Source organism: Rhodospirillaceae bacterium, from assembly GCA_028819475.1.
GTDB lineage: Bacteria > Pseudomonadota > Alphaproteobacteria > Bin65 > Bin65 > Bin65.
On sequence record JAPPLJ010000055.1, the window covers coordinates 50,170 to 72,451 of the forward strand.

Sequence of the window (22,282 nt, forward strand, 5' to 3'; positions counted from 1 at the left end):
TTGCACGCACACATTTTCGGCAAGGTCCGGCTGCCTGCTTAAATCTGCGGAAGGCGGCATAGGCGGCGCGGATCAGCCCTGCGTGCCGAGCAGCCGGTAGACCTCCACCGGCGCGGCGCGGCCCTTGACCGCCATTTCGCCGACCGGCTCGAAGGCGAAGGCCGGGCCGGCGTCGGCGGCCGTCGCGGCGCCGACGACGATGGCGACCTCGTCGTCGGGCGAGACCTGCTTGCCGAGCTGTTCCAGCCGCTGGGCGATGTTCACGGTATCGCCGATCACCGTGTAGTTGAGCCGGCTGCGGCTGCCGATGTTTCCCGCCGTCGCCTCGCCGGACTGGATGCCGATGCGCACCCGCACGGGCTGCTCGCCGGCGGCGGCGCGCTGTTCGTTGTCCGCAGCGATGCGGCTGCGGATCGCCAGCGCCGCGCGGCAGGCATGGACGGCGCGGTCCTTCTGCTTTTCCGGCGCGCCCCAGAACGCCATGACGCTGTCGCCGATGAACTTGTCGACGGTGCCGCCTTCGGCCTCGATCTCCTCGGTCAGGATGGAAAAATGCCGGTTGAGCAGGGCGGCGATCCCGGTCGCGCTCTTGCCTTCCGATATCGTGGAATATCCGGCGATATCCGTGAACATCACGGTGACGTTGCGCCGGTCCGATTCCAGGCCGGCCAGGTTCCCCGCGCTGAGCAGCTGGCGCACCAGCGCCCGCGGAACGTAGGCCTCGAACCACCGCAACGCGCCGTTCATCGCATTAAAGGCGCTCGACTGCTGGTCGAGTTCGCGCACCCGGCTGGGCGGCAGGTCGCGGATGTCGTCGAGGTTCATCTGACCGATCAGCCGGGCGGCGGCGGACAGGCGCATCACCGGCCGGGCCAGCCGCCGGCCGATGAAGACGGCGAGGAGGATCGAGGCGGCGATGGCCGCGAGCCCGACGACGATCGCATCGCGCAACCGTTCGAGTTCGCCGGCGACGACCGCACTCCTGAAATGGGCGCCGGCAAAGATCGGCACGGCGGTAAAGGCTTCGATCTTTCTGTAGACGAAGACGTGATCGGCGCCATCGATTTCGGCCGCGTGCCCTTGCAGCGGCGGCTCCAGATCGATCCTCAACGGCCGGATCGAATCGGACTTCCACATCGCCGCGAGAATCGGATCTTCGAACCCGGCGACCGGGGGAAGCGGATTCTCGACCGTCAGACCGGGATACCCCTCCGCCATCAGGCTGTGGGCGAGAACCCTGTCCTTGCCGTAGAGCACGAAGACGTTGCTTCCGAGAGTCCCGAAGGCGCTCTTCAGGCGCTCGGACAGGCTGCCGACGCTGATGACCGACGCCAGCACCCCAAGAAACTCTCCGTTTCGCCGGATCGGCCGTTCCAGGGTGAGGATCGTCCGTTCGATGTCCGGGCGATAGGCCGGCGGAAGCCAGACGGGCCGGACATTGCTCCGTCCGTACCGGAGGCCGCGTCGAACCAGCGGGTCCGCACCGAGCTGCGCCCTGTAGTGCCGCGCCGGATCGGCCAGCCGGTCGACGACTTCGGCTTCGCCGTCGGGGAAGACAAATGCGATGGCGCCGATCGCCGGATCGGCCGCCATGGCGCCGAACATCAGGGTTGCCAGCCGGTCCCGGTCCGCGACGTCGATCCGGCCGCTCTCGACCATGCCGGCGACGAACGATGCCTGGTTCCCGGCTGCCTGGAGATGGGTATCCACCTCCTTCGCGATCAGGGCGATGCCGAGTTCCGCACGTTCGCGCAGCAGATTGACCGTATTTCGGGTCGCACCGACGATGGTGAAGCCGAGGACGAGCAACAGCGCCACGGCGATCAGCGAGCCGAAGCTGAGACTCAGGATCGACGACATCGACAGCCGCCAGCGCGGCGAGGCCTCCGTGGCGGGCGTGTCGGGTTTCGGATCGGGTCGTTGCAGATCGGCCATGGACGGTTTGGGATAACGCTCTGCGGCCAGGCGCGCGGCTGGCCCGGCCTAGGGGAAATGCAGGATTTTCGTTTCCTGATAATCCTCCAGCCCCCAGATGCCGCCTTCGCGGCCGACGCCGGATTGCTTGTAGCCGCCGAACGGCGAGCCGTACTGGTAGACGCCGCCGTTGATATGGACGGCGCCGGCCCGCAACCGCGCCGCAACGCGCTCCGCCCGCGCGGCATCGCCGGTCTGGACGAAGGCGGCGAGGCCGTAGGGCGTGTCGTTGGCGATTGCGATGGCCTCGTCCTCGTCGTCGAACGGCATCATCGCCAGCACGGGGCCGAAGATTTCCCGGCGCGCGATCGTCATGTCGTTGCGCACGTCGCAGAAGACCGTCGGCCGGACATACCAGCCGGTCTCCAGGCCCTCGGGCCGGCCGGGCCCGCCGGTCAGCAGCGTCGCGCCCTCCTCGATCCCTTCGCGGATCAGCGCCTGGACCCGGTCGAACTGGATGCGGTCGAACAGCGGGCCGAGGCGCTCGCCCTCCTCGCCGGGATCGCCGACGACCGTGGCCTCTGCCGCGGCCTTCGCGATCGCCTTCGCCTCCTCGTAGCAGCCGCGCTCGACCAGCATCCGGGTCGGCGCGTCGCAGGACTGGCCGGTGTTGTAGAAGCATTCCATCACCGAATTCACGACCCTTTCCTCCAGGTCGCAGTCGGCGAAGACGAGGTTGGGCGACTTGCCGCCCAACTCCAGCGTCACCCGCTTCACGGTGTCGGCTGCGTCCTTCGTCACCGCAACGCCGGCCCGGGTCGAACCGGTGAACGACATCATCTGGACGTCCGGATGGCGCGACAGGGCGGCGCCGGCGACCGGCCCTTCGCCTTGGATCAGGTTGAAGGCGCCGGGCGGGAACCCGGCGGCATCGATGATCTCGGCATAAAGGACCGCCGACAGCGGCGTGTGCTCCGACGGCTTCAGGACGCAGGTGCAGCCGGCCGCGAGCGCCGGAATGACCTTGAGCGCGATCTGGTAGATCGGCCAGTTCCACGGCGTGATCAGCCCGCACACCCCGATCGGCTCGCGCACCAGGATTTCGCCGTTCGGCAGGGTCTCGCGCTCCTCCTGCTTCTCCAGCGCCTCGATGAAGGCCTTGAGATGGCCGACCGCGGCATCGGCCTGCGCCTCGCGCGACATGGTAATCGGCGCGCCCATCTCGGCGGTCATCGCCCGGGCCAGATCTTCCAGCCGGGCGGCCGATTCCGCCAGCAGCCGGTTCAGGAGCGCCAGCCGCTCCGCCTTCGTCGTCCGCGAATAGCCCTCGAACGCGGCGGCGGCGGCGGCGACGGCGCGGTTCACGTCGGCCTCGTTGGCCAGCACGATCGTGCCGATCCGCGCCTCGCTTGCGGGATTGAAGACGGGAAATTCCGCGGTACTGTCCGGCTGCACCCATTCGCCGCCGATGAAGAAGGCGCGCAGGTCGCGATCCGACATCCGGTTTCCTCCTGTCCCGCGTCTGTCGCCGGTCTATAGACCTACCAGAGGCGACCGGATACACTCAATTCGTCCGGGAATTGCCTTGCACGAGGGAGGAAATGATGACGACGAAGAAAACATCGGCGGTGAGCCGCCGCACCGTTCTGGCCGGCGCGGGCGCCGGCGCCGTCGCCGCGGCCGTCCCGCTGCGTCACGGTCTGGCAGCGAGCAAGATCAAGGTCGGCATCCTGCTGCCGAGGTCGGGACCGCAGGCGCAGATCGGCATCGATTGCCAGCGCGGCGCGGACGTGGCGCCGGAAGTGCTCAGCGCAATGGGCTATCCCGAAATGGAATACATGCTGGGCGATACCGAGACCAAGGTGGACGTCGCCCGCGCGCAGGCGGAGAAGCTCATCAATGCCGGCGCGCACGTTATCGTCGGCGCCTTCGATTCCGGCCAGACCATGGCCGCGGCCCAGGTCTGCGAGCAGAAGAACATTCCGCTGGTGGTCAATATCGCGGCGGTCACGAAGCTGACGGAGCTCGGCTACAAGTGGGTCTTCCGTAATTTCCCGACCGGCCCGATGATCGTCGGCGATGCGTTCAAGAACCAGAAAAAGCTGTTCGCCATGGGCGGCGCGACGCCCAAGACCGTGGCCCTGCTGCATGTCAACGACACCTTCGGCACCAGCCTGTCCGGCGCGTTGATGGCGCTGACGCCGAAGTTCAAGATGCCCTACAAGATCGTCGAAAAGATTCCCTACGATCCCTACGGGCGCGATTTCTCGGCCGAGGTGCGCAAGGTCAAGGGCGCCAAGCCCGATGCCCTGTGGGCGGTCAGCCGGCTCAACGACGCCATCGCCATCACCAAGGAGCTGGTGCGCCAGCGCGTCGACCTGATGGGCGTCCTGTCCACCGGGCCGGGCTGGTACGAGGACCCCTATCTCAAGGCGACCGGCAAATACGGCGACGACGTCGTCAACCTCGTGCCGTGGGTCGACTACAAGAAGGAAATGGCGCGCAAGATGCGCGACGCCTATCAGAAGAGGTTCCCCGGCCGCAGCATCACGGCGAACCAGGGCTATACCTTCGATGCCATGCTGATCGTCGCCGACGCGTTCAAGCGCGCAGGCTCGACAAAGAACACCGACCTGCAGGCGGCGCTGCGGGCGACGAATATCAGCAATAACACGACGATCGGCCACGGCATCAAGTTCAACGAGAAGGGCCAGGTACCCTATGTGCCCTGCGGCGCGGTGCAGAACCGCGGCGGCAAGACGCTGGTCGTGCTGCCCGAGTTCGCCGCGGTCGCCAAGCCGATCTGGCCGATGCGGCCCTGGAACAAACGCTAGCAGGCTGCAACCGCCCCCGCCGGCTGCAAAACACGCCGGCGCGGGCGGCGGGACGGCACGCGAAACCCGGTCTGCTCTCCCCTTAGGCCGGGTCGGGGGACTCTGACTTGGATTTCTGGACCCTGGCCAATGCGGTCGCGAGCGGTCTGCTGATCGGGCTGGTCTACGGCCTCAGCGCGCTCGGCCTCTCGGTCATTTTCGGCGTCATCCGCATTGTCAACTTCGCCCATGGCGAGATCATGGTCATGGGCATGTTCTTTGCGCTGCTGATGTTCCGCTGGCTCGGGCTGGACCCGCTGCTGTCGGTGCCGCTGGCGGCGGCGCTCATGTTCGGTTTCGGATACGTCCTGCAGCTTGTCGTGGTCAGCCGGGTCTCGCACCTGCCCGAGCACATGCAGTTCCTGCTGCTGGCCGCCATTGCGATCATGATCGTCAGCGCCCTGCTGCTGATCTTCGGGCCGGACGCTCAGGGCGTGGAAGTCGATTATGCGTGGGACAGCTTCGCGGTCGGCGAGCTGATTATCGACTATCCCAAGATGTTCGCCGCGATCGGTGCCGTCATCGTCGCCTCCCTGCTGCTCGCCTTCTTCAAATACACCGCGACCGGCAAGGCGATCCGCGCCTGCGCCGACAACCGCATGGGGGCGCAGGTCGTCGGCCTCAACGTCAGCCGGCTCTATGCGCTCACCTTCGGCATCGGCGCGGCCTGCCTCGGCGCGGCCGGCGCGATCATCCTGCTGCTGTTCGAGGTCCATCCCTACCTGGCGCCCGGTTACACCCTGCTCGCCTTCGTGATCGTCATCATCGGCGGCCTCGGCAGCCTGTTCGGCGCGCTGGTCGGCGGCATCCTGATCGGGGTGTCGGAAGCCCTTGCGGCAGTCCTGTTCCAGCCGTCGATGAAGACCGCCTTCAGCTTCGGCCTGCTGATCCTGATCCTGCTGCTGCGGCCCCAGGGCCTGCTGGGCAAGGCCGTCCGATGACGCCGGTCCGCCGCTTCTTCGGTCCGCTTTCGCCGGCCGGGCTCTGGCTCGGCGGGGCGTTCCTCCTGCTGCTCCTGCTGCTGCCCTTCTGGGGCGGGTCCTATGTCATGACGGTCGCCATAACCGTTTTCTACCTGGCGTTGATCGGCCAGTCCTGGAACCTGATGCTCGGCTTCGCCGGGCTGCTCTCGATCGGCCACGCCCTGTTCGTCGGCATCGGCGCCTACACCGCGGCCTACCTGTTCGCGGCCATCGGCCTGCCGCCGGTCGTCGGCATCGTGCCGGCGGTCGGTCTGGCGGTCCTGATGGGGCTGCTCATCGGCTATCTGGGTTTCCGCTTCGCCATCGGCGGGGTCTATTTCGCGCTGCTCACCATCGCCTTTGCCGAGTTCGTGCGCATCGTGATCGACCATGTGCCGTGGCTCGGCGCCACCGAAGGCTTCTTCCTGAAAGTGTCGGAGGCGGACCGGCACGGCATCGACCTGGCGAACCTGCGCGGTGCGCCGGAGATGTACTACTACCTCATCATGGCGCTGGCCCTGGGCGCGCTCGTCCTGTGCCGTTTCCTGCTGCGCAGCCGGCTCGGCTACTACTGGCAGGCGATCCGCGACGATGCCGAGGCCGCCCAGGCGCTCGGCGTCAACATCCTGCGCTACAAGATGTACGCGGTGGCGATCTCCTCCGGCATGGCGGGCGTGGCGGGCGTCTTCTACGCCTTCTACCAGAACAGCCTGTTCCCGGAGATCGTGTTCAACATCGAGCGCTCCATCGAGGCCACGCTCGGCTCCATCGTCGGCGGGGTCGGCACCCTGTTCGGCCCGATTTTCGGCACCTTCATCCTGACGCCGCTGGGCGAGATCGTGACCGAGGCGATCGACCTGCTGAAACACTGGGGCGTGATCGATCCGCAGATCAAGCTGGACGGGCTGAAGCTGCTGATCTGGGGCTTCATCGTCGTGCTGATCGTGCTGTTCAAGCCGAAAGGCCTGTGGCCCTGGGTGTGCGCCCGGCTGCGCCTGACGCGGCCCGGGGCGGAGGGCTGAGCGGCATGGCTGCGCTGCTCCGGGTCGACGGCGTGAGCAAGAGCTTTCGCGGCCTGCTGGCGTTGAACAACGTCTCCTTCGAGGTGTCGGAGCGCGAAATCGCCGCCCTGATCGGGCCGAACGGCGCCGGCAAGACGACCCTGTTCAACGTGATCGCCGGCGTGTTCCACCCGGACAGCGGATCGGTCCAGCTGGGCGGCGCCGACATCACCGGCCGGCGGCCCGACGAAATCTGCCATGCCGGGATCGGCCGCACCTTCCAGATCGTCAAGCCTTTCGCCCAGATGACGGTGCTGGAAAATGTCACCGTCGCGGCCCTGCACGGCGCCGGCACCGTCGCGGAAGCCACGGCGGCGGCGCGCGGTTTCCTGGAAATGCTCGAACTCGATACCCGGGCCGCCCAGCACGCCGCCAACCTGACCCTGCCCGACCGCAAGCGCCTGGAGGTCGCAAGGGCGCTCGCGACCGGCCCGCGCCTGCTGCTGCTCGACGAGGTGATGGCCGGCCTGCGGCCCTCGGAGACCGACCGCATGGTCGCGACGCTGCGCCGGCTGCGCGACGATACCGGGCTCACCATCCTGCTGATCGAGCATGTCATGCGCGCCGTGATGGCGCTGTCGGAGCACATCACCGTGCTGCATCACGGCGAGAAGATCAGCGAAGGTGCGCCGGAGCGGATCGTGCGCGATCCGGCGGTGCTGGAATGCTATCTCGGGGACCAGGACCTGTGATTCTGAGCATCAGCGGCCTGAACCTGTTCTACGGCGACGCCCAGGCGCTCGACGACGTGTCGCTGGAAGTCGATGCCGGCGACATCGTCGCGGTCGTGGGCTCGAACGGCGCCGGCAAGAGCTCGCTGATCCGCACCATCGCCGGGATCGAGAAGCCGCGCTCCGGCACCATCGTCTACAAGGGCGAGGACATCACCGGCTGGCCCAGCCACAGGATCTGCAACCTCGGCGTCGGTCAGGTTGCCGAGGGCCGCCAGATCTTCGCCGGGCTGACGGTGCGGGAGAATCTGGAGGTCGGCGCCTATCTGGAACGCGGCCGGCGGAAAAGTGCGGAGACCATGGAGCGGGTCTTCGCCATGTTCCCGATCCTGCTCGAGCGCGCCGAACAGCAGGCCGGCACCCTTTCGGGCGGCGAGCAGCAGATGCTGGCGATCGGCCGCTGCCTGCTCGGCCAGCCCGAGCTGATCATGTTCGACGAACCGTCGCTCGGCCTGGCGCCGACCATCGTCCAGGAAGTCTTCGGCATCGTCGAGCGGCTCAATGCCGACGGCACGCCGATCATCCTGGTCGAACAGAATGTCGCCGTCTCGCTCAAGATGGCGAACCGCGCCTATGTGCTGGAGAACGGCCGCATCGTGCTGAGCGGCCCCGGCGAGGACCTGCTCCAGGACGACCGCGTCCGCGAGGCCTATCTGGGGCTTTAGCGCCTGAATGCCGGGGTTGGCTTCTCAGGCGCCTTATAAAGCCGGAGACCGGGAACCCACCCCGAGCCTGTCGAAGAGGCCACAGGCAGAGGACTGGCGGTTCGGCCCCCAAACCTCGACCCACCCTCGATTGTCACCCCGGACGGAGCGCAGCGGAGATCCGGGGACCAGGAGCCACAGGCAATCGCCTTGCGGGTCGGCCCCTGGGCCCCGGATCGGGGTCCGGGGCGGCATAATTGGTTATATTGACCATCGGCGAACGAGCGGTGTTTGCGGGAGGGGCGGCGCAGACGGGCTTGGCAAGCCTGGCGGGGCCGCCGCATATTCGGGCCGAACCGCAGGGAGCTGCACCGATGAAACCCGGCTATCCGCACTTCGATTACGTCGAGGGCGACCCGCGCTATCGGACCGTCGTCGATGCGCTGGACGCCGCCGCCGAACTGGAGCCGGACCGCATCGCGCTGATCTGCGGGGACCGGCAGATCACCTTCGCCGAATACCGCCGGGCCGTCGCCGGCATGGCGCATCACCTGGCGGGGCGCTACGCGCCGGGCGACCGGATCGCGATGGTCATGGGCAACGGGATCGAGACGGCGGTCGCCCTGATGGGCGCCTATGCGGCGCGCATGCAGACGGCGCCGCTCAACCCGGGCTACACCGACCGCGAGCTCGGCCGGCTGATCGCCGATGTCGACCCCGCGGCGATCGCCTGTTCGCCGCCCTTCGCGGAGCGGCTCCGGGCGCTTGCCGGCGACGGACCGGAGGACGGGGGGCCGGACGTGCTGACCGTCGGCGACGGCGGCATCGACATCTGGCCCTGGGCGGCGGACGAAAGCCTGTCGCTACCGGAGGAGCGGCCGCGGCCCGAGGACCGCTGCCTGATGTTCTTTACCGGCGGCACGACCGGCCTGCCCAAGGGCGCAGAGCATATTCACCGTTCGCTGGATTTCTTCTGCCGCCAGACCCGCACCATGTGGCAACTGGAATATGGCGGCGAGACCGTGCTGAACGTCGCGCCGATGTTCCATATCTGGGGGCACGATTTCACCCTGGTGTTCCCGCTCTACATCCGGGCGACCATGGTGATCGTGCCGCAATACCGGCCGGACCTGGTGATCGACGAACTGGTCCGGCATCGCGTCACCGTCTTCGCCGGCGGGCCCGCGGCGATCTTCCTCGGCCTGCTCGGCTCGGAGGCGATCGCCGACGCCGACCTCAGCGCGCTGCGCCACAGCATGGGCGGCGGCTCTCCCCTCCCCGCCGACCTGCTGGAGCGCTGGCACGCGCGCACCGGCAACGAGATCATGGAAGGCTACGGCATGTCGGAGGGCGCGCCGATCTGCCTGAACCCGACCCACGGGACCAAGAAGCGTATGTCGGTCGGCGCGGTGCCGCCCGAGACGCGGATCGAGATCGTCGACCTGGAAACCGGTACGCAGGTCATGCCGGTCGGCGAGCGCGGCGAAGTCCGGCTGCGCGGCCCCCAGTTCACCATCGGCTACCGCAACCGGCCGCAAGAGACCGCCGAGGCGATCCGCGACGGCTGGCTCTACACCGGCGACGTCGGCTACCTGGACGAGGACGGATACCTGTTCCTGGTCGACCGCAAGAAGGAGATGATCCTGGTCGGCGGCTTCAACGTCTATCCGCGCGAGGTCGACGAGGTGATGATGAGCCACCCAGCGGTCGCCGAAGCCGCCGCCATCGCCGTGCCCGACGATTTCCTTGGCGAGGCCGTGTGCGTCTATCTCGCCCTGCAGCCCGGCGCGAAGGCCGGCGTCGAGGACCTGCTGCGCCACGCCGAGGCCAACCTGGCGAAATACAAGCGGCCCAAGATCGTCCGCATCGTCGAGGCCCTGCCCAAGACCGGCCCCGGCAAGATCAACAAGCTCGGCCTCAAGGCGATGGAGGCTGAACGGGCGGAGGCACCCTGACCTACGACACCATGCTGCGCAGCATCCAGGCGGTCTTCTCGTGGACCTGCATGCGCTGGGTCAGCAGGTCGGCTGTCGGCTCGTCGCTCGCCGCCTCGGCCGCCGGAAAGACCGAGCGGGCCGTGCGGACGACGGCTTCCTGGTCCGCCACGAGCTGCCGGATCATGTCCTCCGCCGACGGCACGCCGGTCTCCTCGCCGATCGAACTCAGCGCGGCATATTGCGAATAGCTGCCCGGCGCCGGCTCGCCCAGCGCGCGGATGCGCTCGGCGATCTCGTCCACCGCGGTCGCGAGCTCGGTGTATTGCTGCTCGAACATCAGGTGCAGTGTGTTGAACATCGGGCCCGTCACGTTCCAGTGGAAATTGTGGGTCTTCAGGTAGAGCGTGTAGGTGTCGGCCAGCAGCCGGGACAGGCCGCCGGCGATCTCCCTGCGCGCTTCGTCGTCGATGCCGATGTCGATCTTCATCGGGGATGCTCCTAATTTAGAAAAGTTCTAAGATAAAGGATATATGGGTATCGCGGTTGTCATTTCAAGCCCTGTTCGCCTCTCGCAGTATGCGACGGTCTGGCCTCCGAGTGTCTAGCATGACTGGGGGGTTCCTACCCGGAGTTTCCCGAGGCCGCGGTGCGGCTCGAAGCTTCGCGCGCCGCAAATCGGATCGTTCTCGAATCCGGCGATCGCTTTCGTCGGTTAGGCGGCTGACTGACCGAACTGAACAAGGGTATTCTCTGTGACAGGGATAGGAGAATCCTTGTGTCAAATCCCGGTTATCTGCACGAGAAGTGGAAAAGAACGACCGGTCTCGCCGCTTACATCGCCGGGATCGACGTGAACGCACTCTGCCGCGAATACGAGAAGATCGTTGGGAGTGCGCCCCAGCGGTCCGCCCGAAGCAAGAGTTATTTTGTTGGGCACAGCGGCGTCACATCCTCAGGAAAATCGAGCAACCGGAGGGAGGAGCATTACGCGATCGCCCTCCGGAACATTGATGTGGCGTGGCCTCAACCCGGTGGAGGAGAGTTCCGCCTGCTCGACTACCAAGTTCCTCTCAACGCCCGGCAATCCGATCATGGGGTCGGCAAGATCGACCTCGTTGGCGTTACCGACCGCGGACGGCTCATGGTCATTGAGGTGAAAGTCGCACCGGATCGCGGCAGCGGCCGAGGCGACACGCCGGTTCTGGCGCTGATGGAGGGGTTGCGGTATGCGGCGATCGCCTGGGCGAATGTCGATGCGATCGCCGCGGAAGCGAAGAAATGCTTCGGGACGGCGATCGTGAAGGAGCCGCCGGTCGTTCAAATCTTGGCCGACAGCGCTTGGTGGCGCGGCTGGCTGCATATGGCCGGGAGCACGCGGAACGCTGCCGGCGATTGGGAGGCTCCTTTCGCCCACCTCGTTCGGGCCTCGAACGACAGGCTGGGCATTGAGATTCAATGCTTGGCGCTGGAAGATGCTAACCTGACCCTGGGGCTTGAGGGCCGTCCCCCAGTCCTCGACCGGGACCCCGCAGCCCACGCAGTTGACATCGAGCGGCGGGTCATCGGCGCGAAGCTTCACAGGCCGGGGTAGACGATGACCGGACGGTTCCTGCCCGGCGTTCCGGGACCGGAGATCGAGGCCACTTTCAATGCGGCCCCCGGAAACGAGATCGAGTCCGGGAAGTTCGACAGTCCGGAATCGTCCGCCGCCCTGGCCGCCAACGCCTTCGGTTTCTTTCTCCTGCGACCGTCGGAATTGCCGGCGCTGCCGGGTTGCGAAGGCCAAATCTGGCCCGCCCGGTCGCTGAATCTCGAAACGACTGTCCGCTTCCCGTGGTCCGGCGGGCGGCATCCCGTTCTCGACTGCCTCGTGACGACTCCGTCGGCGCTTATCGGCATCGAGTCCAAACGATTCGAGCCGTACCGGACGAAGCGTGCGCCTTCGTTGAGCGACGCCTACTGGCACCCGGTCTGGGGCGAAAACATGAAAGGATACGAAAGCATCCGTGACTATCTGCGGAGCGAGCCGATGCTGTACAACCACCTGGACGCCGCGCAGTTGTTCAAACACGCCTTCGCGCTTCGGACCGCAGTTCACAGCGACGGCGCCTACAAGGGCCTGACGCCAGTCCTGTTTTATATCTATGCCGAGCCGGCCGTATGGCCGAAAAGCGGAAATCCCGTGAACAACGAAGCGAAAGCCCGGCACCGGCAGGAAATCGGCCGTTTCGCCACCGCGGTTGCCGGAGACGAGGCGATCTTCGTTTCCTGCCCCTATCGGCGCCTTCTCGATTGGTGGCGAAACCACGATGACGATGACATTCGCGCCCACGCGGACGCCGTGGCTGCACGTTTTTCGCCCTGAAAGCCCTGCCGATCCGGCCGGGCGGCCCCTCACCGCCCGTCGATCAGCTCCCGCGTCAGCCGGCGGTGCTCCGCGAGCGCTTGGGCCATGTCGACCGTGGCGATCCGGCCTTCGCGGACGACCGGCTTGCCGGCGATGACGGTCCAGGCGGCGCGCGGCGGGCGGCAGAAGACCAGGGCCGCCAGCGGATCCCACTCCGCCCCGGCCATTGCCGGCTGGTTCAGGTCGTAGGCCGCGAAATCCGCCGCCCTGCCCGGCTCCAGGCTGCCGATGTCGTCGCGGCCGAGGACCGAGGCGCCGCCCCGCGTGGCGACGCGCAGGGCTTCGCGCGCGGTGAGTTCCGCAGCATTCCCCTTGACCCGCTGCAGCAGCATGGCCTGCCGCGCCTCGCCCAGCAGATGGGCATCGTCGTTGGAGGCCGAGCCATCTACGCCGAGGCCGACCTTCACCCCGGCATCGAGCCAGGCGCGCAATGGCGCGATGCCGCTGGCGAGGCGCATGTTGGAGCCGGGGCAATGGGCGATGCCGGTGCCGGTCCGGGCGAACAGCGCGGTCTCGGTCTCGTCGAGCCGGACGCAATGGGCGTGCCAGACATCCTCGCCGGCCCAGCCGACATCCTCGATATAGTCCCCCGGCCGCATGCCGAAGCGTTCGAGGGAATAGTCGATATCCTCGACATTCTCGGCCAGATGGGTGTGCAGGCGCACGCCGTATTGCCGGGCGAGGACGGCCGATTGGCGCATCAGGTCCTGGCTCACGGTGAAGGGCGAGCACGGCGCGACGGCGACGCGCACCATCGCCATCGGCTCCGGATCGTGGAAGCTCTCGATGACCCGGATGCTGTCCTTCAGGATGAAGTCCTCGTCCTCGGTCAGGCTGTCCGGCGGCAGGCCGCCCTCGCTCTCGCCGATGCTCATGGCGCCGCGGGTGGCGTGGAAGCGGAAGCCGAGGTCCACCGCCGCGCCGATCTGGTCGTCCAGCCGCGCGCCGTTGGGAAAGAGATACAGATGGTCCGACGAGGTCGTGCAGCCGGAAAGCGCCAGCTCCGCCAGCCCGACCAGGGCGGAGATCCGGATATGGTCCGGCCCCATGCGCTGCCAGATCGGATAGAGGGTCTGCAACCAGCCGAACAAGGGCGCGTTCTGCGCGGCCGGCACCGCCCGGGTCAGGTTCTGGCACAGATGGTGGTGCGTGTTGACCAGGCCGGGAACGACGACATGGTCGCTCAGGTCGATGATTTCGTCCGCCGTCTGCGGCAGGTCGGAGGACGGCCCGACCTGCTCGATGACGCCGTCGCGGCAGAACAGGCCGCCGTCGGGAATTTCCGTCCCGGCGTCGTCCATGACCGCCAGGACGCGCGCATTGCGGGCCAGCAGGGTCGGCACGTTACGCCGCCCGGCGCCGCGTCCGTACCGGCGCCGCAGAATCCTCGTCGAACAAGGCCGTCAGCTCGTCCATGATGGTGCCGCCGAGTTGTTCGGCATCCACCAGCGTCACCGCCCTGCGGTAGTAGCGGGTGACGTCGTGGCCGATGCCGATGGCGAGCAACTGCACCGGCGACATGGCCTCGATCCACTGGATCGTGTCGCGCAGATGCTTCTCCAGATAGTTGCCGGGATTGACCGACAGGGTGGAATCGTCGACCGGCGCACCGTCGGAAATCACCATCAGGATCTTGCGCCGCTCGGGCCGGCCGATCATCCGGTTGTGCGCCCACAGCAGGGCCTCGCCGTCGATATTCTCCTTGAGGATGCCCTCGCGCAGCATCAGGCCGAGATTCTTGCGCGCCCGCCGCCACGGCGCGTCGGCCGCCTTGTAGACGATGTGGCGCAAATCGTTCAGGCGACCGGGATTGGCCGGCTTGCCGGCTGCGAGCCACGCCTCGCGCGCCTGTCCGCCCTTCCACGCCCGGGTCGTGAAGCCGAGAATCTCCACCTTGACCGCGCAGCGCTCCAGGGTGCGCGCCAGGATGTCGGCGCTCACCGCCGCCACCGAGATCGGCCGGCCGCGCATCGAGCCCGAATTGTCGATCAGCAGGGTGACGATGGTGTCGCGGAACTCGATATCGGTCTCCTGCTTGTAGGACAGCGGATCCATCGGGTTGATGACAACCCGGTCGAGCCGCGCCGTATCCAGGATTCCCTCCTCGAGGTCGAACTCCCACGACCGGTTCTGCTTGGCGAGCAGCTTGCGTTGCAGCCGGTTGGCCAGCTTTGCGATGACGGTCTGCAGATGCTGGAGTTGCTGGTCCAGATTCTGCCGCAGGCGGGCCAGCTCCTCCGGGTCGCACAGATCTTCGGCGGCGATGACCTCGTCATGCGCCGTCGACCACACCCGGTAGGCGTTCCGGTCGTCCGGGTTGAGGTTGTGGTCGTGGCGCGGAACCTGGCTCGGGCCCGCCGGCTCGTCGTCGCCCTCGTCCGACATGTATTCGGCGTCGGCGCCGTCGGAGGTGCCGTCGGCGTCGTCGGTCTCGTCCGACTCCATCGCTTCGGTCGGAATGCTGGCATCGGCCGAATCGTCGCCGTCGTCGCTGCCCTGGCTGTCGCTCTCGCCGCCGCCCTGTTCCTGCTCGTCGTCGTCCTCGCTGTCCTGATCCCGGTCGGACGGCTGGGCGTCGTCCTCCAGATGCAGGTCGCTGATCAGCTTGCGGACCAGCCGGGCGAACTCGTCCTGGTCCTCGACCAGGTCCGAGAGCCGGTCGAGGTTGCGGCCGATCTGCCGTTCCAGCGTGGCGCGCGCGAGATCGACCATCGTGCGCGCGGCCGGCGGCGGCGGCTGGCCCGTGAAGGCCTCGCGCGCCAGATAGCCGAGCACTTCCGGCAGGTCCTCTTCGCTGCGCTCGGTGATCCGGTCGAAGCCTTCCTCCCGGCAGCGCTGCTGGTGGGCCGCGGCCAGATTCTCGCGCAGGCCGACCATCCGGCGCGCGCCGATCGCCTCGCAGCGCGCCCGTTCCACGCAATCGTAGACCTGCCGGGCCACGTCGGTGCGCGGCATGCGGCGGATGTGGGTCTCTTCGTCGTGATAGCGCAGCCGCAGGGCGATCGAATCGCTGTGGCCGCGCATTTCCGAGACGTCGATATAGTTCAGGTCGCGCGGCGGCGGCGCCAGGCGCACCTGGTGGCCGGACGCCTGCGGTCCGTCCTGCGCAAAGGTGACGTTGAGCTCCGGTTCCCGGGAAATGGCGCGCATCGCCGCGCCGGTTACCTGGAGCAGGACGTCAAGCGGTTCGTTCGGATCTCGCACGGCTTCCGGCTCGCATCCCGGCTGTCTAGGCCAGCCCCGCCTTGACCGCGCTCTCCGGCAGTTCCGAGCCGAAGCAGCGCTGGTAGTATTCCGCGATAGTCGGGCGCTCGACCTCGTCGCACTTGTTGAGGAATGTCACCCGGAAGGCATAGCCCAGGTCGCCGAAGATGGTGGCGTTCTGCGCCCACATGATGACCGTCCGCGGCGACATCACGGTCGAGATGTCCCCGGCCATGAAGCCGGAGCGGCTGAGGTCGGCGACCGCCACCATCGCGCCGATCTTCTCCCTGCCCTCCTTCGTGTCGTACTCCGGCGCCTTGGCGAGGACGATCTTCACCTCCGCCTCGTGCTCCAGGTAGTTCAGCGTGCCGACGATCGACCAGCGGTCCATCTGGCCCTGGTTGATCTGCTGGGTGCCGTGATACAGGCCGGTCGTGTCGCCGAGGCCGACCGTGTTCGAGGTCGAGAACAGGCGGAACGAGCGGTGCGGGCGGATCACCCGGCTCTGGTCGAGCAGGGTCAGCTTGCCCTCGACCTCCAGCACCCGCTGGATCACGAACATGACGTCCGGCCGGCCGGCGTCGTATTCGTCGAACACCAGAGCGGTCGGCCGCTGGATCGCCCAGGGCAGGATCCCTTCGCGGAACTCCGTGATCTGCTTGCCGTCGCGCAGCACGATGGCATCCTTGCCGACGAGGTCGATCCGGCTGATGTGGCTATCCAGGTTGATGCGGATGCACGGCCAGTTGAGGCGCGCCGCGACCTGCTCGATATGGGTCGACTTGCCGGTGCCGTGATAGCCCTGGATCATGACCCGCCGGTTGTGCGCGAAGCCGGCGAGGATCGCGAGCGTCGTCTCGTAATCGAAATAGTAGGCGGGGTCGATGTCCGGGACGTGGGAATCCTGCTGGCTGAACGCCGGCACCTCCCAGTCGATGTCGAGTCCGAAGGTCTGCCGGACATGCACCTTGATGTCCGGGTCGGAAACGACGATCTCGCTCATCGGCGCGGCGTCGGCCGTGCTGGCGGGGGCGTTGCTCACTGTTTCGCCTTTCGTTGGTGGCGTCGGCTCCGGCCGGGGCGGCGGGGCGGTCGTCAGCGGCCGCGCGGCGCGCCCAGGCTGTTCTTCAGAACCGTATAGGCCTCGTTGATGGCCTTCAGCCGGTTTTCCGCGGCCGCGTCGCCATCGTTCGCGTCGGGGTGATATTTCTTGGCGAGCGCCTTGTAGCGCGCCTTCACCTCTGTCATATCGGCCGCGCCGGTCAACTGCAAGGTCTCGAGCGCGCGCTGTTCTGCCGTACCCCGGGCGCGGCGCGCGGCGGCGGATCCCGCCCTGCGCCGGCCGTTCGGGCCGATAAATCCGGCCGTTTCGCCCAGCGTGGCGTCGACGGCGTCGAACCCGTCCGCCATGCGTCCGACGCGCATGCCGAGCGGCCAGGTCGGCCGGCGGCCCAGGGTATCGCGCTGGATTTCGCGCTCGATCTGCTCCTCGCTCAGGCCTTTGTAATAGTTCCACGCCTTGTTGTATTCGGCGGCGTGCGGGAAGCAGAACCAGTAGTAGTCGTCGAGCGCGGCCGGCGATTTGGGCGCCCGGTGCCCGGCGGCCTCGGTACAGGTCGGGTGGTCGCAGATCCTGCCCGGCGCCGGTTTCCGCAAACCGAGCGATTCGCCGAGATTGTCGAAGGTTTCGAGCGGGATTTTGCGCATGCTGCACTATGGCGCGCAGCTTCGCCCGGCACAAGGAGAGGAAGGCCGCGGCCCGGCGGCGGCGCGGTCAGGCCCCGGTCGCGGTGAGGGTTTCCCTTCGATCCGACCAGGCGACGATGGCGACGCCGCCGGCAATCAGCGTGAGGCCGAGCAGCAATGAAACGGTCACGGGTTCGTCCAGTATCAGGGCGCTCAGCAGCAGCCCGCCAGCCGGGACTCCGAGCATGGCAAGCGAGGTCGTGACCGCCGGCAGCGCCCGGTTTATCGAAATGACGGCCCAGACCGCGAGCGCCGTCGCCAGCGACCCGTTGTAGAGCAGGACCAGAACGGAGCCGGCGTTCCACTCGATCGCGGCGCCGCTGTCGCCCGCCAGGGCGATGACCAGCCCGATCACCGCGGCGATCAGCAACTGCCACGGCACGGCGTCCATCGGCGTGCAGCGCCAGACATGGCGCTTGACGACAACGATTCCCGTCGCCCAGCACAGTGCGCTGGCAAGCAGCATTGCGTTGCCGATCACGACCCGGACATCGGACCAGTCGAAGGACATGGGATTGAACAGCACCGCGAGGCCCGCCAGGCCCGCCAGCAGGCCGAGCGCGCGCAGCGCGGTCAGCCGTTCGCCGAGAAACAGGATGGCGCCGGGCACGACCCAGATCGGCGTCGTATAGGCCAGCAGGGCGGCGCGGCCCGCCGGTACGAATTGCAGGCCCCAGTGAACCAGGGTCATGAACAGTCCGATCTGGATCGTCCCGACGACCGCGATCATCGGCCAGTCGTGGCGCGGCGGGACCCTGAGGCGTCCCAGCAGCGCAAGCAGGATGAACAGCGTCGCCGCGCCCAGCCCGAGGCGCAGGAAGGTGAACCAGAAGGGCGGCAGCCAGACCAGGCCGATCTTCATTATCGGCCAGTTGACGCCCCAGAAACACACGACCACGCCGAGCAGGCCATAGGCGGCGGCCGCCGAATGGGGGGCCGGCCGGTCGGCCGGCGGAGTGTCAGCAGGGTCGGTCATATAACGGGGCAGGGAAGCGGCGGGCGGGCCGCGGTGAATGGACGGGGCGAACGGAACGTCTTGACCGGGCGGCCGGACAGGCGCCACTTGTGCCGCTGTGGCGGTGCCGCCGTCCACAACCTGTTTGTCTCAAGCGGAGGATCCGCCGATGAGCGTCGCCGAGAGGATCCGCGCCAAGCTCGCCGAAACCTTTGCGCCGGCCGCGCTCGACGTGGTCGACGAATCGCATATGCACAGGGGCCATGTCGGGGCGCGCCCGGGCGGGGAGACGCATTTCCGCGTTTTCATGACCGCGGCGGCCTTCGACGGCCTGAGCCGGGTCGAACGGCAGCGCCGGGTCTACGACGCGCTGGCGGAGGAACTGGCCGGACCGGTCCACGCGCTGGCGCTCAAGCTGGACGCGCCGGCCCCTCCGAACCCCAAGTAGCCCCTGACGTTCCTCACTCCGGCAAAAAAGGATTGTCCGTATTGCTGTGTGGTGCCGGACGACTCTGGACCCCGGATTTCCGCTTCGCTCCATCCGGGGTGGCACTGAGGAATAGGTAACGGCGGCGGCAATCGGAACGACAGTGGGCCGCAAATCTATAGTCTCGGATATAGTCCCAAAAAAGGGGCGGCCGTGAGGCCGCCCTTGGAGTCGCTGATGAGGAGTGACGGAAAAAACGCCCTGTGGGCGTTGGTTCCAACGGCGATCTGTCCATAGACAAAATCACCAAACTAATGAGACTGAATGAGTGTTCATTCAGGCCCGACTGGTGATTTATACAGATTTTCAAAACGTTGTCAAACAAAAATGAGTAAAACTTGAATTAAATTATCTAACTCATTGAGAAATCTTGAATATTTTAACAATCTATTTTGCGGAATGGACGAAATCATTCCGTCGGACCGTGCAGTTCCGCCCAATTTCCCGCGTCACCGCTCGACCTGGAATCCTCCGGAAAGCCACGGTCCGCGCGGCGCCGTAGAGCCGGCGCGGCAGCAAGGCCATGCGTTTCGGCGGCGTCGGGCGGTCAGGCGCCGGTGTAGAATTCCGGGAAGCGTTCCCTGACGATCGGGCCGTCGCTCGCCATCGCGTGACAGGTGTCGACCACGAGCGGCTTGCGCCGGGGCTTGTCCGGATCCGGCTTCCGGCGGCCCTTCACCCGGCTTTTCGCGACGTGGGTCTGGAAGGCCACGGTGCCGAGCTGGGCCAGCATCTCGACGAGATGGGTGCAGCCCTTGCGCCCGCCGACCCGCTGCCGGACCTCGCGCATCCAGCCGACGCCGATCCGGATGCCGGCCAGCGCGGCAAACGACGGAGTGATGTCCGGGCAGACCGCGTAGGGGTGGAGATCGGTCGCAGCCTCGCAGGCCTGGATGACGAGACCGTCGTCGACCGTCAGCCTGATCCACATGTCATGGACCGGCGTCTCCGGCTCGACCCAGCCGCGGAAGCCGCCGTCGTAGCCGTAGCTCTTGTTGTCGGTGAGATGGCCCTCGATATCCCACAGCCCGTCGTCGCGGATATAGCCGCGCATCTCGATCGCGCGGGTATGGAGCAGCTCGCGGGAGGCGGGTTCGGAAAGCGGCATGGCGGGCTCCGGAGGATTGCGGGCGGGAAGGTCGCCTTTTGTGCGCCCGTTGTGCGACAGGGCCCCACCGGCCGTCACGGTAGAGTTTGTCGCGACCGGCGGCCCGGCGGGGCCGATGGCGCCGCCTGCACGCGCCGTAGCCCGCCATCCTGCCCCGGATTTCCGGGGCGCCGTGGGAATTTCCCGTCAATCTCCCCAATATTGGGGAGATACAAATGCTGCGCGACCGCCTAGGATTCCATACCCGAACCGGTGCCGCGCATGGCGGTTCTCCGGCTGCGGGCGGGCAGCAGCAATGTCGAAAGTCGCAGAGACAATACGGAATCAGGGAAGGCGTCCAGCGCCGGCGCGAACGGCGGGCACAGGGCCGGTACGGCGCCGGCAACCGGCGACGCCCCGATGATCGTCGAAGGTTCGTTCGAGCGCATCCTCGCCGCGCTGCACAAGGCGGCCCTCGACCCCGCCGACTGGTCGGGCGCCGCCGCGCTGATCGACGAAGCCCTCGGCACGCATGGCAGCACCCTGGCGTGCGGCGACGGGGAGACGGACGAGGACTTCCGGCTCTACCTGATGTGGACCTGTCTGCGCGGACAACGGCGCCGGGACTTGGAGCGCCTCTGGATGGAAACCTACCTCCCCGTGGATGAAGGGGTGCCCCGCCTGCGGCGCCTCCCCTTCAACCGGCTGATCCCCGTCACCGAGCTCTACACCGACGAAGAGCGCAAGACCTCGGAGGCCTACAACGCCCTGCGGACCTTCGCCCATGCCGGGAACGGGATCGACGTGCGCCTGGACGGGCCCGGCGGCTCGCGCATCATGTGGCAGGTCAACGACCCGGTGGACGGGGAGGGCTGGTCGTCCGCGCAGCTCGATGCGGTCCGGATGCTCCTGCCCCATATCCGCCAGACCGTGCACGTCCGGCAGACCCTGGCCGGCGCGGGCGCCCTGGGCGCCACGCTGACGGAGTTGCTCGAGGCCGGCGGCCTCGGCGTCGTCCAGCTCGACGCGCGCGGGCGGATCGTGGCGGCGAACGACCGCGCCCGCGATCTGCTGCGGTCCGGCGACGGTCTGTTCGACATAGACGGGTTCCTGTTCGCCCGCACGCGGCGGAACAATGACGGTCTCCAGAAAATCCTGGGCCGCGCCCTGCCGCCGCTCGGAGTTCGTGGCGCCGGCGGCTTGACGATCGTGAGACGCCCGGGCGCGCTGCCGCCGCTGGTGCTGCACGCGATTCCGGTGGACCGGCAGGAGACGGACCACCCGGCGTGGCCGGTTGCGGCGCTGGTCCTGATCGTCGACCCGGCCGGCGGGGCCGGTGTCGATCCCGCCGCGGCCGCAGCTGCCCTCGGCCTCACGCGGACGGAGAGCCGGGTGGCGGTTCTGCTGGCCCGGGGCATGAGCGTCAAAGAGATCGCCAAGGCGACCGGCCGCAAGGAAAGCACGATCCGCACGCATGTGAAGCACATGTTCGCCAAGCACGGCCTCTCGCGGCAGGCGGACCTGGTGCGTCTGGTGCAGTCCCTGGCCGGCGCCCGGGACGTTCGCGGCTGAAGACGGACACCGGAAAGCGCCCGGATTTTGAATGAATGTTCAATTTTTTTCTTTTACTTTTTTTGTGCGTCCGGCAGCCCTAACCCTTTGGAATCGTTGGAAAGACGCCGTTCGGGAGGGCAAGAAAATAATCCAGATAGGAAATTTTCCTGCCTCCCGGCCGGGCGCGAGCGCCGGTCGATACCGGGGGCGGCGCCGCCGGGCAGGATCGGGGGCGCGATGGCCCGGCGGAATCGGAGGGTCGAACCGGAGGATCGAAGCGGATAACGTCCGGCCGTCAAGCCCGATGGCGCACAGGGCGGCGGATCGGATGACCGATCGGCGGCGGATCAAAGCGGGAAGGGTGGAAGGGTCCCGCACGGTCCCCCGGCTGTTTCTTCGTTTGCTTCTTTCTTTGGGGGGATGTCGGCCGGCCGCAGCAGGCGCACTTCGGGCGTTGACGGAGCCGATATAGGGCGCGGGACCTGCCGTGTCAAGGAATATTATCGAAAAAAAGGAAATTTTATTGAAAGACCGGCCCGGCGGAGCCCGGCCCATGGATTCCCCTGCGACAGGCCGCTCGGGTCCGCGACGCAATCCCTCCCCCTCTTCAGAGGGGGAGGTCAGGTGGGGGTGTCGTAACACTTGGCACAGTCATACAGGCGCAGGGACACCCCCATCGACCTCGCTGCGCTCGGCCACTTCCCCCTCTGAAGAGGATTC

General features: G+C 67.2%; 19 protein-coding genes. 10 read left to right on the forward strand and 9 right to left on the reverse strand.

The window, feature by feature from the left end:
• Positions 1 to 72 precede the first annotated feature (72 nt).
• Complete coding sequence (locus OXM58_17365; protein ID MDE0150129.1) at positions 73 to 1,935, reverse strand: adenylate/guanylate cyclase domain-containing protein; 1,863 nt, start codon at positions 1,933 to 1,935, stop codon at positions 73 to 75.
• 48 nt (positions 1,936 to 1,983) lie between these two features.
• Positions 1,984 to 3,414, reverse strand: coding sequence for an aldehyde dehydrogenase family protein (locus OXM58_17370; GenBank protein ID MDE0150130.1), 1,431 nt, complete (start codon positions 3,412 to 3,414; stop codon positions 1,984 to 1,986).
• A 104-nt stretch (positions 3,415 to 3,518) separates the two neighbouring features.
• Here OXM58_17370 and OXM58_17375 point away from each other — a divergent pair, with 104 nt between their 5' ends.
• From OXM58_17375 to OXM58_17400, 6 genes are all read left to right on the forward strand, one after another.
• Entirely contained in the window at positions 3,519 to 4,748 is a 1,230-nt protein-coding gene (locus tag OXM58_17375; protein ID MDE0150131.1) for an ABC transporter substrate-binding protein, read from the forward strand.
• 107 nt (positions 4,749 to 4,855) lie between these two features.
• The gene (locus OXM58_17380; protein ID MDE0150132.1) at positions 4,856 to 5,728 is read left to right on the forward strand and encodes a branched-chain amino acid ABC transporter permease; all 873 of its coding nucleotides are present in this window, start codon (positions 4,856 to 4,858) and stop codon (positions 5,726 to 5,728) included.
• On the forward strand, positions 5,725 to 6,771 hold the full coding sequence (locus OXM58_17385; protein MDE0150133.1) for a branched-chain amino acid ABC transporter permease: 1,047 nt from the start codon (positions 5,725 to 5,727) through the stop codon (positions 6,769 to 6,771). The genes OXM58_17380 and OXM58_17385 overlap by 4 nt, the downstream gene beginning before the upstream one ends.
• 5 nt (positions 6,772 to 6,776) lie before the next feature.
• On the forward strand, positions 6,777 to 7,502 hold the full coding sequence (locus OXM58_17390) for an ABC transporter ATP-binding protein (protein ID MDE0150134.1): 726 nt from the start codon (positions 6,777 to 6,779) through the stop codon (positions 7,500 to 7,502).
• Positions 7,502 to 8,206 carry an ABC transporter ATP-binding protein gene (locus tag OXM58_17395; GenBank protein ID MDE0150135.1) on the forward strand — a complete coding sequence of 235 codons (705 nt, stop codon included), beginning with the start codon at positions 7,502 to 7,504 and terminating at the stop codon, positions 8,204 to 8,206. The genes OXM58_17390 and OXM58_17395 overlap by 1 nt, the downstream gene beginning before the upstream one ends.
• A 353-nt stretch (positions 8,207 to 8,559) precedes the next feature.
• Positions 8,560 to 10,140, forward strand: a complete 1,581-nt coding sequence (locus OXM58_17400) for an AMP-binding protein (protein ID MDE0150136.1) — start codon at positions 8,560 to 8,562, stop codon at positions 10,138 to 10,140.
• 1 nt (position 10,141) lies between these two features.
• Here OXM58_17400 and OXM58_17405 read toward each other — a convergent pair whose 3' ends face one another.
• The gene (locus OXM58_17405; protein ID MDE0150137.1) at positions 10,142 to 10,609 is read right to left on the reverse strand and encodes a DNA starvation/stationary phase protection protein; all 468 of its coding nucleotides are present in this window, start codon (positions 10,607 to 10,609) and stop codon (positions 10,142 to 10,144) included.
• A gap of 288 nt (positions 10,610 to 10,897) precedes the next feature.
• Here OXM58_17405 and OXM58_17410 point away from each other — a divergent pair, with 288 nt between their 5' ends.
• Positions 10,898 to 11,713 carry a hypothetical protein gene (locus OXM58_17410; protein MDE0150138.1) on the forward strand — a complete coding sequence of 272 codons (816 nt, stop codon included), beginning with the start codon at positions 10,898 to 10,900 and terminating at the stop codon, positions 11,711 to 11,713.
• Between the two features lie 165 nt (positions 11,714 to 11,878).
• Positions 11,879 to 12,487 (forward strand): hypothetical protein, encoded by a 609-nt coding sequence (locus OXM58_17415; protein ID MDE0150139.1) that lies wholly within the window; start codon positions 11,879 to 11,881, stop codon positions 12,485 to 12,487.
• A gap of 29 nt (positions 12,488 to 12,516) precedes the next feature.
• On the opposite strand, the gene OXM58_17420 is transcribed toward OXM58_17415, so the two are convergent.
• From OXM58_17420 to OXM58_17440, 5 genes are all read right to left on the reverse strand, one after another.
• A complete protein-coding gene (locus tag OXM58_17420; protein ID MDE0150140.1) occupies positions 12,517 to 13,872 on the reverse strand; it encodes an 8-oxoguanine deaminase in 1,356 nt (451 codons plus the stop codon).
• 1 nt (position 13,873) lies between these two features.
• On the reverse strand, positions 13,874 to 15,733 hold the full coding sequence (gene cobT, locus OXM58_17425) for a cobaltochelatase subunit CobT (GenBank protein MDE0150141.1): 1,860 nt from the start codon (positions 15,731 to 15,733) through the stop codon (positions 13,874 to 13,876).
• 25 nt (positions 15,734 to 15,758) lie between these two features.
• Positions 15,759 to 16,736, reverse strand: a complete 978-nt coding sequence (gene cobS, locus OXM58_17430; protein ID MDE0150142.1) for a cobaltochelatase subunit CobS — start codon at positions 16,734 to 16,736, stop codon at positions 15,759 to 15,761.
• 92 nt (positions 16,737 to 16,828) lie between these two features.
• Positions 16,829 to 17,440: a DnaJ domain-containing protein gene (locus OXM58_17435; GenBank protein MDE0150143.1), complete on the reverse strand. Its 612-nt coding sequence runs from the start codon at positions 17,438 to 17,440 to the stop codon at positions 16,829 to 16,831.
• Between the two features lie 67 nt (positions 17,441 to 17,507).
• On the reverse strand, positions 17,508 to 18,455 hold the full coding sequence (locus OXM58_17440) for a DMT family transporter (protein MDE0150144.1): 948 nt from the start codon (positions 18,453 to 18,455) through the stop codon (positions 17,508 to 17,510).
• A gap of 148 nt (positions 18,456 to 18,603) precedes the next feature.
• On the opposite strand from OXM58_17440, the gene OXM58_17445 reads away from it, so the two are divergent.
• On the forward strand, positions 18,604 to 18,882 hold the full coding sequence (locus tag OXM58_17445) for a BolA family transcriptional regulator (protein MDE0150145.1): 279 nt from the start codon (positions 18,604 to 18,606) through the stop codon (positions 18,880 to 18,882).
• A gap of 586 nt (positions 18,883 to 19,468) precedes the next feature.
• On the opposite strand, the gene OXM58_17450 is transcribed toward OXM58_17445, so the two are convergent.
• Positions 19,469 to 20,029, reverse strand: coding sequence for a DUF2889 domain-containing protein (locus tag OXM58_17450; protein MDE0150146.1), 561 nt, complete (start codon positions 20,027 to 20,029; stop codon positions 19,469 to 19,471).
• A 399-nt stretch (positions 20,030 to 20,428) separates the two neighbouring features.
• Between OXM58_17450 and OXM58_17455 the strand changes: the two genes are divergently transcribed.
• Positions 20,429 to 21,580, forward strand: coding sequence for a helix-turn-helix transcriptional regulator (locus OXM58_17455; protein ID MDE0150147.1), 1,152 nt, complete (start codon positions 20,429 to 20,431; stop codon positions 21,578 to 21,580).
• Positions 21,581 to 22,282: the final 702 nt, after the last annotated feature.